Origin of the sequence: Nitratireductor sp. XY-223, from assembly GCF_004959855.1 — a bacterium.
Lineage (GTDB): Bacteria > Pseudomonadota > Alphaproteobacteria > Rhizobiales > Rhizobiaceae > Hoeflea_A.
Genome location: NZ_SPNT01000008.1, coordinates 34,066 through 47,193, shown reverse-complemented (window position 1 = coordinate 47,193; position 13,128 = coordinate 34,066). Strand labels below are relative to the sequence as shown.

Genomic DNA, 13,128 nt, shown 5'->3' with positions numbered 1-13,128 from the left:
TTTATGTATATAAGAAAAAAATTCGATTATATGAATAATTCACCCTTCAAAGATCGGCGCGCGACGGGAGCGAGCGAAGCATGATTAGTCCAACGGAATTGAGCTGCCACATCGACCCCTGTCGCAGTGCGACTCAGGATATGTCCGACGCAACTCGAATTTCTTCTGGAATTACTGGTCTTTATCCCGAACGGGAACCGAGCGCATATTCAAGTGGCCCGTCATTCGCCAGAGCGGAACTGAACCGGCAAGGGCACGCACCGAGAAACCGAATTCGCACCATGCAAAACATCAATCAATACGGCATGAGGTTCTGAAAATGGAACTTCGTTTTAGTGCCGAGGATCTGGCCTTTCAGAAAGAGGTCCGCACCTTTTTGAAAGAAAATCTGCCCGCCGGTCTGCTGGATCGATCCGATCGCGGCCTCCATCCGCTGAAAGAAGACATCGTCGCCTGGCAGAAAGTATTGCACAACAAGGGCTGGATCGCTCCGAACTGGCCCGTTGAATATGGGGGAACCGGATGGTCCCTCACCCGAAAATACATCTATGACCGGGAGTATTTCCTGTCGGGCGCACCGCAGACCATTTCATTCGGACTGAGAATGGTTGGACCGGTAATCTTTTCGTTCGGCACACAAGAACAAAAAGATACTTATCTGCAGGATATCCTGGAATCGAACACCTGGTGGTGCCAGGGCTTTTCCGAGCCCGGTTCCGGATCGGATCTGGCATCCCTCAGCACCCGGGCGGTGCGTGACGGAGACGCCTATGTGATCAACGGCCAGAAAATCTGGACCACCTTTGCGCACTGGGCCGACATGATGTTCTGCCTGGTGCGGACCAAATCGGATTGCAAGCCGCAGGAAGGCATTTCCTTCATCCTGATCGACATGAATAGTCCCGGCGTCGAGGTTCGCCCGATTGTCGGACTGGACCTCGATCATACCTTGAATGAGGTCTTTTTGGACAATGTGCGCGTGCCGGTCCAGAACCTCATTGGCGAAGAAAACAAGGGCTGGACTTACGCAAAGTTCCTGCTGGGCAACGAGCGTTCCGGTATCGCCCGCGTTGCAAGATCACAGTATCAACTCGCCAAACTGAAGCAGATCGCCGGTGTCGAGCATCAGGGGAATGGCCTTCTGATCGATGACGCCAGCTTTCGCAGCCAGATCGCCAGAATAGAGATAGAACTCAAAGCGCTGGAAGCGATGGAACTGCGCTATCTCAGCCAGGAAATTGCCGGCCGGAAGCTGACAGCGGAAACATCAATCCTGAAAATTCGCGGCGCCGAGATCATTCAGGCAATCAGGTCTCTGACGGTAACGGCACTGGGCCCCTACGGCCTGGCCTACGAGCCCGATGACGTGTTCCGGCGCCGCAACGATGGACCGATCGGGCCCGAACACCTGCATGGTGCGATGGCCGATCACCTCTATCAGCGCGCTGCGACGATTTACGGAGGAACCAACGAGATCCAGCGGAACATCGTAGCCAAGGCGATTGCGGGGTGAGCGGCAATGGATTTTGAACTTTCCCAGGAACAGATCATGCTGCGCGACAGCGTGGTTCGCTTCGTTCAGGACCACTACGATTTCGCGCAGCGCAAGGCGCTGGCGCAGACAGTACTGGGCCACTCAGACGAGAACTGGAAGATCTTCGCCGAGATGGGATGGCTGGCTTTGCCGTTTGCCGAGGAAAACGGAGGTTTGGGCGGCCAGGCGGTGGATGTGGCGGTTTTGACGGAGGCCCTTGGCTCCGGGATAACGCTCGAACCATTGTTCTCGTCTGCCCTGCTGGGCGGCCGTATGGTGGAAACGCTAGGCAGTGACACCCAGAAGTCGGCAATCATTCCGTCCGTTCTAGCCGGCGAAACGAAACTTGCGCTGGCGTACAGTGAGCCAAACGCGCGTTTTGTTCTCACTTATGTGGAGACCACCGCCGAACGAAGCGGCGAAGGTTTCGTGCTCAACGGGCGAAAATCCGTGGTGCTGCAGGCGGCAAGTGCGGACCGGATCATTGTCGTGGCCCGTACTTCGGGTGGAGTCGCGGATGCCAAGGGACTATCCGCATTTGTGGTCGACGCCGAAGCCTCCGGTCTGCGACGGCAGGATTACCCGACGGTTGACGGACAACGTGCGTCGGATCTTTGGCTTGAAAACACGCCCGGCGAATTGCTCGGTGCTGAAGGATGTGCCGCGCCTGCGCTAAATGCGGTCATTGACGCCGCGACCTGTGCGGTCTGCGCCGAGGCGGTGGGCGTGATGCAGGCGGTGCTGGATATCACGAAAGAATATGTCAGCACCCGCAAACAGTACGGGCGCGCGATCGGTGACAATCAGGTCGTGCAGCACCGGCTGGTGGATATGTCCATTGCTCTTGAAGAGGCCAAGGCCATCACGGAGATGACGGCGATGCAGCTTGATGAGGGCGTACCGGACATTTCAGCGCAGATATCGGCGATGAAGGTCAAGGTTGGCGACGCGGCACGCTTTGTCGGTGGGCAGGGTTTGCAGTTGCATGGCGGCATCGGCATGACCGACGAGTACCCCGTCGGCCATTACTACAAGCGACTGATGGCCATTGAAGCCATGTTCGGCGACACCAACCACCACCTGAATCACTTCGCAAGTGCAATCTGAAAACGGGTCCGGCGGTGCCGCATTATGCACAAGCGCTGGAGATGCAAGATGCAGACAGTGGCGGCCGGATGGATATGAACGCCGAAATACCAGCAAGAGGTCATGATGAACGTCGACGAGGTACTGAACTACACTTTCGAAGAAACCGAAGTCAGCTATTCGGAACGCGATGCCATTCTCTACGGGCTTGGTGTCAATCTGGGACTCGATCCGTTGAACCAGCGCGATCTTCGCTATCTCTACGAAGACGGGCTCAAGGTTTTGCCTGGCTATGCAATGACGCTCGGCCATCCAGGGTTTTGGCTCAAGGATCCGATTCTTGAAGTTGACTGGGTCAAGATACTTCATGCCGAGCAGTCGCTGGAAGTCCATCGGCCATTGCCGCCCAGCGGCCGTGTCAAAGTCAATTTCCACGTGAGTGGTATCGCCGACAAAGGGCAAAGCAAAGGCAGTATTCTCTATTTTCAAAAAGTCATCAGCGATCCGGACAGCAATGACGAAATCGCTCGTGTAACTTCAGGCTATTTCTGCCGCGGAGACGGCGGTTGCGGAGATCATGGCGAGGCTCCGGAGCCTTTGCCGACGATCCCGACCACCGATCCCGACAGCACACTGAGCACGATCGTCGATCCGCGCTTGGCACTGATTTACCGGTTGAGCGGCGATTACAACCCTATCCATGCCTGGCCGCCGATCGCCGCCAAGGCCGGGTTCAGCAAGCCCATTCTGCAAGGGCTCTGCACGATGGGTATCGTCGGCCATCAGTTGCTCGAGGAAGTGGGCGCCGGCGATCCGTCACTGTTCAGCAGCATGTCCTGCCGGTTTACGCGCCCGGTCTACCCGGGCGATGAATTGCGAACCGACATCTGGAACACATCCGAAGGCACGCGATTCCTGGTCACAGTGCCGGAACGAAAAGAAGTGGTTCTGGATCGCGGTCTGGCGATGATCGGAAACTGAGTTTGGGACGAGGCAGGCCGTTCGCGGAACTGCCTCCCTTGCTTTTTGGCCGGGTCCTTTAGGACACGCGCTTCGAACGGCACTCCCATCACGCCGGACCACAACATCTGTCTATTGCTGAAAGCTTCCGCCCAACGCCGACGAAAGGCCGGCGCTGATTGTGTTCCCACTTTTTTGTGCATCCTGTTTGGGTCGGGAGCGCCGTCGGGTCGCGTCAACCGAACATCATGCTCGGCAGCCATAGACTGATTTGCGGGAACGCGATGAGCAGCGCCAGAGTGAAGACATCCATTACCAGGAACCACAAGATTCCCTTGAATATCGCCTCCAACGGTACCTCGCTTCCAACGACCCCTTTCAATATGTAAACGTTGAGGCCGATAGGTGGCGTGATCAAACCGATCTCGAGAAATTTGATCATCAAAACGCCAAACCAGATCAGATTGAAGCCAAGCTCTTCCACGACCGGTATCGCGACCGGCAGGGTCAGCAGCATGATGCCGAGAGGGTCCATGAATGTACCCAGGATTACATAGACAAGCGAAAGGCTGATGACGATCCAGATCGGTGAAACATCCAGCGTGACCGCCCAGGACGTGAGCGCGCTTGCCACGCCGGTAAGGCTGATAAACGCGACAAAGATCTTGGCTCCCAAGACGATCGCAAAAATATTGGCGCACTGCCTTACCGACTCAACCAGCGTTTCCCGGCTTTTCTGCCAACCCAGACGCCGCGAGATGAATCCAAGAAGCCAGGCACTCGCGGCACCGACCGCGGCAGCTTCTGTCGGCGTAACGATACCGAGATAGATTCCCCCCATCACGGCACTGAACAAAAATATGACCGTCCAGGTGTTTTTCAGCGCTCCAAGTCTTTCTCTCCACGTAACGGCCTGGGCGGAAGGCGCAAGCTCCGGATTGATCGATGCCCGGACCCAGATCATCGCCATGTAGATTAACGCAGACAAAGCACCTGGAATTAACCCGGCGAGCATCAGGCGTCCCACCGAAACTTCGGTGAAAATCCCATAGAGGATCATCAAGATGCTGGGCGGTATCAGTGAACCGAGCGTTCCGCTTGCGGCAACCACGGCGGTGGCCAAGCCTTTATCGTATTTGTACCGCAGCATTTCGGGCACCGCGAATTTGCCCATTGCCGCGGCTGTTGCAAGGCTGGAACCGCTGACGGCCGCAAACATCGCGCAGCCGACGACCGACGCCAGGGCCAGCCCGCCCTTGAATGGAGCCAGCCAGATTCTGGCCGCATCAAACAGGTCCCGCGTAAATCCGGCGTGATACGCCACATACCCCATCATCAGGAACAACGGGACGGCAACCAGCGGAAAACTCGCAATAAAGGAATAGGGTTCGAATGACACATATGAGAACGCGCCTGTGAAACCTCTTTCGAGGTCGAAATCACGCCCTTTTGGCCATCCGATTGCCAGGGTCATCCCTACAAAACCGACGGTCGCCATTCCAATGGCAATCGGCACCCTGAGCATGACCAACAGCAACATCGCCGCCAGACCAAGACTGCCAAGAACAACAGGGTCCATTTCAGTACCTCAAAATTCCAAAGCGCGATCAGGCGCCTCAAAACGGTTTCCAGAGCACCAAGAACTTATGTGGATCATCCCTGCAACCGGCGATTATTCGTCGTTGGTTTTGTTAAACCGACTGTTGCTGGCCCGGGCGGACCCGCTCACCAGGCCCATCAAGGACACGATGGAATCAAGAGCGAGTCTGATTGCAAAGAGCCACAGCCCGATTGCGACAATCAACCGTCCCGGCCACTCCGGCAATTCGAGCGGTCCGTCGTAATAAGCGCCGACGTCCCAAGCCCGATAGAAATCCATGGAGGTCGCACAGGCGATGACCGAGACAATGATCGCGCCCAACAGAGTGCCGAAGGTCTCCAATGCAGCCCTGGAGTCGTTGGACATCCAATCCGTGAATACGGAGACAAAGATGTGCTCTTTGCGGGCTTGGACGTAGCTCAGAGGCAGGAACACGACGAAAACCATCAGTATTTCGCTGAGCACGAGGTCGTCAGGTATCGGTTTGGAGACGAAGTAACGTCCAAATACGGATGTCGTGATCAAGCTCATCATGAAGATCAGCGCCGACACCGACACCAGAACCAACGATCTTTCAATCCAGTCCAGGATACGCATGCGTGCTCCGCCGGGCCGTTTTATGCTTGGGGTTCCACCCGACGCGCAGCAAGAAGGCGGTCAGGTGGAACCTTCCGCAGGCTCAGCGCTCCCAAGGATATCCGTTATCGGCCAGCTCTTTCCGATATTTGGCTCGTATTTCCGTTATTTCGGAGAGAATAGCCTGGCCGTCAATGCCCTTCTGTTCCATGGTATCGAGCCATTTATCAATGATCGGCTGAGCCAGGGCCTTCCAATTCTCACGCTCTTCGTCGCTGAGAGTATGGAAGGACACCGTGTTGCCATCGATGCCGGCCGCGAGATCCACCTTTGCCTGATTATACGATTCAATCAGTTTTTGCGCGAAGATATCGACCACCTCGTCGCTCACGTCGATAACGACTTCCTGAAGCTCTTCCGGCATGGACTCAAAGAGATCAAGATTGATACCCGTGCCCCAGCCGACAATCTGACCCATGTTGGCCTCGGTAATGTGCGAGGCCACCTCGTACTGCTTGGTGGCTTTGACCTGCGGTACGTAATTGATGGTCGCGTCGATCGTACCCCGATCAAATGCGGCATAGAGCTCGCCATAGCCGATCTTGACCGGAACGGCGCCAAGCGCATCCAAGAGCGCCGTCCAGCCACCTGCAGTCCTGACCTTCATGCCCTTGAGGTCTTCCTGCGACACGATCGGCTTTTTTGCACTCATCAACTGCACGGGGCCTGACACGAGATTGAACAGAACCTTGATGCCGAGTTTTTCGGGCTCGTCGCGCAGCGCGGGAATTTTTTCGCGGGCCTCCGTCATCGTCCGCAGGGCGACCCATTCATCCTCGAAGAAAAACGGCGTATTTGAAAAGTTCCAAACCGGAAGATCGGACGCCGCATAGATGCCGACAACTGTTCCCGCGTCGGCGAAGCCGGACCGGACCGCCTTGATCGCATCCTTGGCTTTGGCGAGAGACTGGCCCCAGAAGAATTCAACCTTTATCTGCCCGTTGGAACGGGCTTCTAGCTCATCTGCCCACCACATAAACGTCTCCGCCCGGGGGCCGCGGGAAGGGCCATGTTCCGTATAACGCAGCTCGTACGTTTTGTCGGACGCTAAGGCCGGTGCAGATGAGACGGCCGGAATCGCCAGAAGCGCGGCCGCCAGCACGGTTTGAGAAATCTTCCACATATACAGTCCTCCCTGACTTGAAAGATCATGATGCTCCAAAACGGCGGAATTGCCGGTTGTCAGGAGCAAATCGGTTTCACGGTCGGCTTGACGGCATGTTTTATCCTCAAGCACTCCTGCAACTCGCTGGGCCCGGCGAGCGGATTAAGCCCTTCTTGTGGCCCCGGTCCGCGCCGCTGTTCGCAAATGTATCCGCGTTCATGGCGGCGGCCGCTTGTTCGTATAATCATATTATATTCGGATATACAGCCAAAAATCAATCCTGTCACGGGTCAAATGCAATAAATTGCCCAGCCAGATCGATTTTTTTCACAAATCTCGAGTATGAAGTCGTCCGGAAAGTTCAGATTGATCGGTGGCGTGTGTGAGAAGTTGAGCGTTTGTGTAATTGGACGAGCAGGGATTGTTTCTGCCGCGACCCAGCGCCGAGCCAGTCCCGTGGTCCGACACTGAAAATGCTGTTCGGCAGGCCGCTATTGTAGCGGGCCTATATTTTGATTGAGTGTCGCCGGGAAATGCTCACCCGCGAAAGAAGTGGCGCGCCATCACTCTTTAAGTAACGGCGCCGCCTGGGAACTCGCTGTCTTGATGCTTATTCAACCGGTTCCGCCCGGTCTGTATCCCAGGACCCTGGATATCGCAGCTCCCGCCTTGACCACCGCGTCTACGCACACCTTTCTCTCCTTCATCGCCCGCGACATCGGTACACCGACGGCTATTGCGGCAACGACGAGCCCATCGGAATTGCGTATGGGAGCGGCAAAACCTGCGACTTCAGCGGAGACTTGTCCGAATGCTTCCGCCATGTCTTTTTCACGGATCAATTCTACCGCTTTTTCCAATTCTACGCGGTCGGATATGGTCGTTTCGGTAAACCTCTCCAGGACGACGTTGTTATAGTACGCTTCGCGCTGCGCGTCCGGCATGTTGGCCAGAAATATCCGGCCTAGCGATGCTGCATATAGTGGTCTGCGCATTCCGATCTGAACGACGAACCGGACACTCTTTTGGGATTCGACCGCATCGACATAGATCACATTCCTCTGATCGGCATCCAGTTCGGCAAGAACCACCGTTTCTCCGGTCTTTTCCCGTATCTGTTCCAGATAGGGCCGGGCGATCTGCCGGAATGTCTGCCCCGCCAGTATCGCCGAGGCCAGGGAAAAGGCCTCGGAACCGAGAATGTACAAGGTACCCTGGCGCCTGATGTACCCCTGGTCCGTCAACGCCCTGAGAGTCGAGGACAGGGAACTCTTCGGTACGTCGAGATGCGAGGCGATGGCGGACAGGCTGTAACCCTGAGAGTTTTCTGCCAGCATCCTGAGCAGGGAAAATGCCCGTGGTAGCACCATCGGACCCTCTGCTTTGACGTTTCCCTTAGCCATCAAGAACTCCAGTTTGTTTTTTGGCGCACTATTCACATATGCGAAAAGATAAGACAGTGAATGGAATTCGTAAAGACGATTGCTTCCCGGGTCAAATACAGAAATCCAGCCCGCACGTCGGTCCGAGTCGCGTGCAGATTGGATATTTGGGCCGCTGCCGCCGTAGCAGGCAATTTGCTGAGGCCGCGTTTTAGCCGGTCGAATAGGACTTTGCAGAATCGCAAGAATTTGCAATCTGGTCGGGCCGCCGAAATGGTGTTGATGTCCTTTGCACCAAGGTTTCGCAATGCGGATGAATTGCGTCCTATGTGCGGTACATACTCACCAAGCGAGTGCAGCAAGGAAGCAGAACCGGCGCCAGAACCGGTCCTGCTCTCGATTCTCGCTAGCTTAGGCAGACTGTATTTTCTCGGTCAGCTCCGGCACGGCGTTGAAGAGATCGGCGACCAGCCCATAGTCTGCGACCTGGAAGATCGGGGCTTCTTCGTCATTGTTGATCGCGACGATGATCTTGCTGTCTTTCATCCCTGCCAGGTGCTGGATCGCGCCGGAGATGCCGACGGCGATGTAGAGGTCAGGAGCAACCACCTTGCCGGTCTGCCCGACCTGCCAGTCGTTGGGGGCATAGCCCGAGTCCACCGCGGCGCGTGAGGCGCCGACAGCCGCGCCAAGCGTGTCCGCAAGCTTCTCGATCAGCGCAAAGTCCTCTTCCGACCCGACGCCGCGGCCTCCCGAAACGACGGCGCCGGCGGAAGTGAGTTCGGGCCGGTCGCTCTCGGCCACCTTGTCCTCGATCCAGGAGGACAGCCCGGGATCGGCAGCAGCGCACGCGGTGCCGACAGGCGCAGCCCCGCCTTGACCGGCGGCGTCAAAGGTCGAGGTGCGGATGGTGACAACCTTCTTCGGGTCGGTGGATTTCACCGTCTGGATAGCGTTGCCGGCATAGATCGGGCGCTCGAACGTGTCGCCATCGACCACGCCGGAGACATCGGAGATCACCATCACGTCGAGGAGTGCTGCAACGCGCGGCATCACGTTCTTGGCGTCGGTGGTGGCTGGAGCCATGATGTGCTCGTACTCGCCGGCGAGCGAGACAATAAGCGCAGCGGTGGGCTCCGCCAGACGGTGGCCCAGCGAGGCGTCCTCGGCGACCAGCACCTTCGACACGCCCTCGATCCTGGCAGCGGCCTCTCCCGCAGCAGCGGCAGAGGCCCCGGCACAAAGCGCGGTCACATCGCCCAGTTTCGCAGCCGCGGTGACGGCCTTGGCGGTGGCGTCGAGCGCCAGTTCGCCGTTCGTAACCTCGGCAAGTAGAAGTACAGCCATCACACAGCCCCCGCTTCTTTGAGTTTCGCCACCAGCTCGTCCACAGAGCCGACGATTTCCCCGGCCTTGCGGGCCTCGGGTTCTCTGGTCTTGACAACCTGCAACCGCGGGGTGACGTCCACGCCGTAATCGGCGGCGGTTTTCTCGTCCAGCGGCTTCTTCTTGGCCTTCATGATGTTGGGCAGGCTCGCGTAGCGCGGCTCGTTGAGGCGCAGGTCCACTGTCACAACGGCCGGCATCCTGACCGAAATGGTCTGCAACCCGCCATCGACTTCGCGGGTGACCCTGGCGCTGTCGCCTTCGATATCGATTTCGGAGGCGAAGGTCGCCTGCGACCAGCCCAGCAGAGCGCTGAGCATCTGGCCGGTGGCGTTCATGTCGTTGTCGATCGCCTGCTTGCCGCAGAGCACCAGGCCGGGCTGGACGTCGTCCACGACCGCTTTGAGGATTTTGGCCACCGCCAGCGGTTCGATATCTGCGTGCACATCCTCGGCCGCGACCACCAGAGTGGCCCGGTCAGCGCCCATTGCGAGCGCGGTCCTGAGCGTCTCCTGTGCCTGCTTCACGCCGATGGAAACGGCGATGATCTCTGTCGCTTTGCCCGCCTCCTTCAGACGGATCGCCTCTTCCACCGCAATCTCGTCGAACGGGTTCATCGACATCTTCACATTGGCCAGATCGACACCGCTGCCGTTCGCCTTCACACGAACCTTGACGTTATAGTCAACCACACGCTTGACAGGTACGAGTATCTTCATTTCCGCTTTTGCTCCAATGTTTGGATGGTCTTTGATTATCCGCCGCTATTGGTGCCGCGCTCGAAATTCTGCCTGTTGTTTGTCTATCGCCATCAAGCGCAATGCGTGATCATTTCGGTCTCCGAGCTGGTGATCGATCATGACAAGACGTTTTGCGTAATGCGCCGCCGGGAGTTCCCAGGTCATGCCGATGCCGCCGTGCAGTTGGATGGCTTCTTCGGCAATCGCCAGTCCCGCACGCCCGATCAGGTTTTTGGCCATCGAGGCCGTCCGAGACTGATCGGCGCCGCCATGGCCTGCGACGGCTGCGATAACGATCGAGCGACACTGTTCGAGTTCCAACTGCATATCCACAACTCGGTGCTGCAGCGCTTGAAAGGTGGCGAGGGATTGGCCGAACTGTTTGCGTTGCTTCAGATAGTCAACGGTCATTTCCAGCAGCATGGTCATGCCGCCCACGGCTTCGGCGCAAAGGGCAATCCGCCCCAGATCAAGCGCGTCCTCCAGTTCCGCACCGGCATCGGTCGAGATACATTCGGCGACGACATCTTCCAGAACAATGTCGGCGACACCTCCACCGTCTGTCATCGCTGCGGCGATCAGGTCCGGTTTCTCGATCAGAAACAATCCGATGCCCGCATCCGTTTTGGCCGCGACGAGGATTGGCCCGGCACCCGGCGCGCCGTAGACGGCCGATTTGCGGCCTGAAAGACGCCAGGCATCGCCGTCCTGGCGGGCAACGGCTTCCATGAAGGAAATGTCACACGCAGAATTCGGCTCGTAGACTGCCAGGGCCGTGCGGGTTTCTCCGGCGATGAGAGACCGGACCTCCTGTTCGCGCCCAAACGCCGCCAGCAAGCGCAAACCCATCAATGTGCCCAAAACCGGTTCGGTGCAAAGGCTGCGGCCGAGCTCCTCGAAAATCACCGCGACATCTGGGGCGCTACCGCCGAAACCGCCCCGTTCTTCGCTGACAAACGCTCCGAGCACGCCGAGCTCAGCCAGGCCGGACCAGATCTCTTTCATGTGATACGGCGCTTCAAACGCACGGGTATTGCGTGCTTCGATATCGTAGTTGTCTGCGAGAAAGCGGCGCAGTGAGTTGGACAGCAGTTGGTGATCCTCGGAAAGTCTGAAGTCCATCGGTTCACTCCCATAAAAGCTCTTTGGCAACAATGTTGCGCTGGATTTCATTGGAGCCGCCGAAGATCGAAAGCTTGCGGTGCTGGAAATAGACCGGCGCCGCGCGGGCGGCTTCAACCGGCAGTGCCAGTTCGTTTTCCGACAGTTCATCGGCGACCGGCGCGGCATGCGGTCCCAGCGCCGAACGGTAAAGATCCTGCAGTGCCTGACGCACCTGGGTGCCTTTCAGTTTCAAAAGCGAGCTTCCCACGCCGGTCGCCGCGCCGTCGCGGGCATCCGCAAGCATCCTCAGATTGGTGATGCGCAGCGCTTCGAGATCGGTCTCGATTTCTGCGACACGGGCGGCAAACACCGGATGGTCTGCAATCCGGCGGCCGTCCCGCCAGGTCGTGGCGGCCAGATTGCGATAGCGTTCCAGATCCAGCATCGAAAATCCGACACCGGCGATATTTGTCCGCTCATGCGTCAGCAGGTATTTCGCGATGCTCCAGCCTTGGTTTTCCTCTCCGACGAGGTTTTCCGCCGGCACGCGGGCGTCGGTGAAAAAGACCTCGTTGACCTCGCAACTCCCGTCGATCAACCGAATTGGCCGCATGTCCACACCGGGCGTGTCCAGATCAACCAGAATGAAGCTGATGCCGCCCTGCGGTTTGCCTTCGGTCGCCGTGCGCACCAGGCAGAATATCCTGTTGGCGTGCTGGCCCAGCGTTGTCCAGGTTTTCTGGCCATTGACGACATAGTGGTCGCCGTCCCTGACCGCCCTTGTCTTCAGACTGGCCAGGTCCGAGCCCGCGCCCGGTTCTGAAAAGCCCTGACACCACCAATCCGTGCCATCGAGGATCCGGGGAAGGATTTCCTGCTTTTGCGTTTCGCTTCCAAATTTGATGATGGTCGGGCCGAGCATAGTCAACCCGAACGCCGGCATGCGCGGCGCAGCGTTCACGGCACATTCCTCGGTAAAGATATGACGCTCGACTGCCGTCCAGCCGGGGCCCCCATATTCCTTGGGCCAGGTCGTTGCAAGCCAGCCCCGGGCGTTCAAAATTGCGCCCCAGCGCAGATAATCCTCGCGGTCGAGTTCGATGCCGCATCTGACCTTTTTGGAAATGCTGCTCGGCAACTTCTGCTTGAGGAACGTTCGCACCTCATTGCGAAACCGGTTTTCGTCTTCGGTGAATTCAAGATCCATTCGCTGTCTCCATGTTCACATCGGCAAAACGCGCGCCAGTGCCGGCGCGTTCTTCGTTGGAGACATTTCTGGGCTTTACACCGACGGCATTCCGCTCGGCTTCGAAAGGCACACTTCGCTCTCCACAGAACGCGATCATTTATCCATCGCGTGATTTCGCAATGCGAATTTAATGACTGCTATACGAAATCTGTAAACATTCACTGATCGAAAGTCAACTGCTAAGCGCAAAGCCTCCAATCCCTTCCGCATCGGAAGGAATTTGGCGCTTGTGTTATTGAACAGCCTTCAAAACGTGGAACTGGTGTTTGCATCGCAAACGGGGTACAGTTTTTTCGCTACACGGGCGCGATGCCCGCTCAGGCTAAACCGGATTGGAAAGGTCGCG

The 13,128-nt window shown here is 57.5% G+C and carries 11 protein-coding genes; 3 read left to right on the top strand and 8 right to left on the bottom strand.

The window, feature by feature from the left end:
• Nucleotides 1-319 precede the first annotated feature (319 nt).
• From E4M07_RS22370 to E4M07_RS22360, 3 genes are all read left to right on the top strand, one after another.
• The gene (locus E4M07_RS22370) at nucleotides 320-1,513 is read left to right on the top strand and encodes an acyl-CoA dehydrogenase family protein (RefSeq protein WP_136660635.1); all 1,194 of its coding nucleotides are present in this window, start codon (nucleotides 320-322) and stop codon (nucleotides 1,511-1,513) included.
• 6 nt (nucleotides 1,514-1,519) lie between these two features.
• A complete protein-coding gene (locus E4M07_RS22365) occupies nucleotides 1,520-2,641 on the top strand; it encodes an acyl-CoA dehydrogenase family protein (RefSeq protein ID WP_136660634.1) in 1,122 nt (373 codons plus the stop codon).
• A 102-nt stretch (nucleotides 2,642-2,743) separates the two neighbouring features.
• Nucleotides 2,744-3,601, top strand: coding sequence for a MaoC/PaaZ C-terminal domain-containing protein (locus tag E4M07_RS22360; RefSeq protein ID WP_136660633.1), 858 nt, complete (start codon nucleotides 2,744-2,746; stop codon nucleotides 3,599-3,601).
• Nucleotides 3,602-3,815: 214 nt separating this feature from the next.
• Here E4M07_RS22360 and E4M07_RS22355 read toward each other — a convergent pair whose 3' ends face one another.
• The 8 genes from E4M07_RS22355 to E4M07_RS22320 all read right to left on the bottom strand — a co-directional run bounded on the left by E4M07_RS22355 (nucleotide 3,816) and on the right by E4M07_RS22320 (nucleotide 12,740).
• Nucleotides 3,816-5,159: a TRAP transporter large permease gene (locus E4M07_RS22355; RefSeq protein WP_136660632.1), complete on the bottom strand. Its 1,344-nt coding sequence runs from the start codon at nucleotides 5,157-5,159 to the stop codon at nucleotides 3,816-3,818.
• 93 nt (nucleotides 5,160-5,252) lie between these two features.
• Entirely contained in the window at nucleotides 5,253-5,777 is a 525-nt protein-coding gene (locus E4M07_RS22350; protein ID WP_136660631.1) for a TRAP transporter small permease, read from the bottom strand.
• Between the two features lie 82 nt (nucleotides 5,778-5,859).
• Nucleotides 5,860-7,053, bottom strand: a complete 1,194-nt coding sequence (locus tag E4M07_RS22345) for a C4-dicarboxylate TRAP transporter substrate-binding protein (RefSeq protein ID WP_136660630.1) — start codon at nucleotides 7,051-7,053, stop codon at nucleotides 5,860-5,862.
• A 482-nt stretch (nucleotides 7,054-7,535) separates the two neighbouring features.
• Entirely contained in the window at nucleotides 7,536-8,558 is a 1,023-nt protein-coding gene (locus tag E4M07_RS22340; protein ID WP_136660629.1) for an IclR family transcriptional regulator, read from the bottom strand.
• 156 nt (nucleotides 8,559-8,714) lie between these two features.
• Entirely contained in the window at nucleotides 8,715-9,650 is a 936-nt protein-coding gene (locus tag E4M07_RS22335; RefSeq protein ID WP_136660628.1) for an FAD-binding protein, read from the bottom strand.
• Nucleotides 9,650-10,408 carry an electron transfer flavoprotein subunit beta/FixA family protein gene (locus E4M07_RS22330; RefSeq protein ID WP_136660627.1) on the bottom strand — a complete coding sequence of 253 codons (759 nt, stop codon included), beginning with the start codon at nucleotides 10,406-10,408 and terminating at the stop codon, nucleotides 9,650-9,652. Before E4M07_RS22330 ends, E4M07_RS22335 begins: the two co-directional genes overlap by 1 nt.
• Nucleotides 10,409-10,453: 45 nt before the next feature.
• Nucleotides 10,454-11,602 carry an acyl-CoA dehydrogenase gene (locus tag E4M07_RS22325; protein WP_206057357.1) on the bottom strand — a complete coding sequence of 383 codons (1,149 nt, stop codon included), beginning with the start codon at nucleotides 11,600-11,602 and terminating at the stop codon, nucleotides 10,454-10,456.
• On the bottom strand, nucleotides 11,556-12,740 hold the full coding sequence (locus E4M07_RS22320; protein WP_136660626.1) for an acyl-CoA dehydrogenase family protein: 1,185 nt from the start codon (nucleotides 12,738-12,740) through the stop codon (nucleotides 11,556-11,558). The genes E4M07_RS22325 and E4M07_RS22320 overlap by 47 nt, the downstream gene beginning before the upstream one ends.
• Between the last annotated feature and the right edge of the window lie 388 nt (nucleotides 12,741-13,128).

What these genes read in the sequence shown, in the direction of transcription:
- E4M07_RS22370 (WP_136660635.1), top strand. Translation starts at nt 320, where the DNA reads ATGGAACTTCGTTTTAGTGCCGAGGATCTGGCCTTTCAGAAAGAGGTC.
- E4M07_RS22365 (WP_136660634.1), top strand. Translation starts at nt 1,520, where the DNA reads ATGGATTTTGAACTTTCCCAGGAACAGATCATGCTGCGCGACAGCGTG.
- E4M07_RS22360 (WP_136660633.1), top strand. Translation starts at nt 2,744, where the DNA reads ATGATGAACGTCGACGAGGTACTGAACTACACTTTCGAAGAAACCGAA.
- E4M07_RS22355 (WP_136660632.1), bottom strand. Translation starts at nt 5,159, where the DNA reads ATGGACCCTGTTGTTCTTGGCAGTCTTGGTCTGGCGGCGATGTTGCTG.
- E4M07_RS22350 (WP_136660631.1), bottom strand. Translation starts at nt 5,777, where the DNA reads ATGCGTATCCTGGACTGGATTGAAAGATCGTTGGTTCTGGTGTCGGTG.
- E4M07_RS22335 (WP_136660628.1), bottom strand. Translation starts at nt 9,650, where the DNA reads ATGGCTGTACTTCTACTTGCCGAGGTTACGAACGGCGAACTGGCGCTC.
- E4M07_RS22330 (WP_136660627.1), bottom strand. Translation starts at nt 10,408, where the DNA reads ATGAAGATACTCGTACCTGTCAAGCGTGTGGTTGACTATAACGTCAAG.
- E4M07_RS22325 (WP_206057357.1), bottom strand. Translation starts at nt 11,602, where the DNA reads ATGAAATCCAGCGCAACATTGTTGCCAAAGAGCTTTTATGGGAGTGAA.
- E4M07_RS22320 (WP_136660626.1), bottom strand. Translation starts at nt 12,740, where the DNA reads ATGGATCTTGAATTCACCGAAGACGAAAACCGGTTTCGCAATGAGGTG.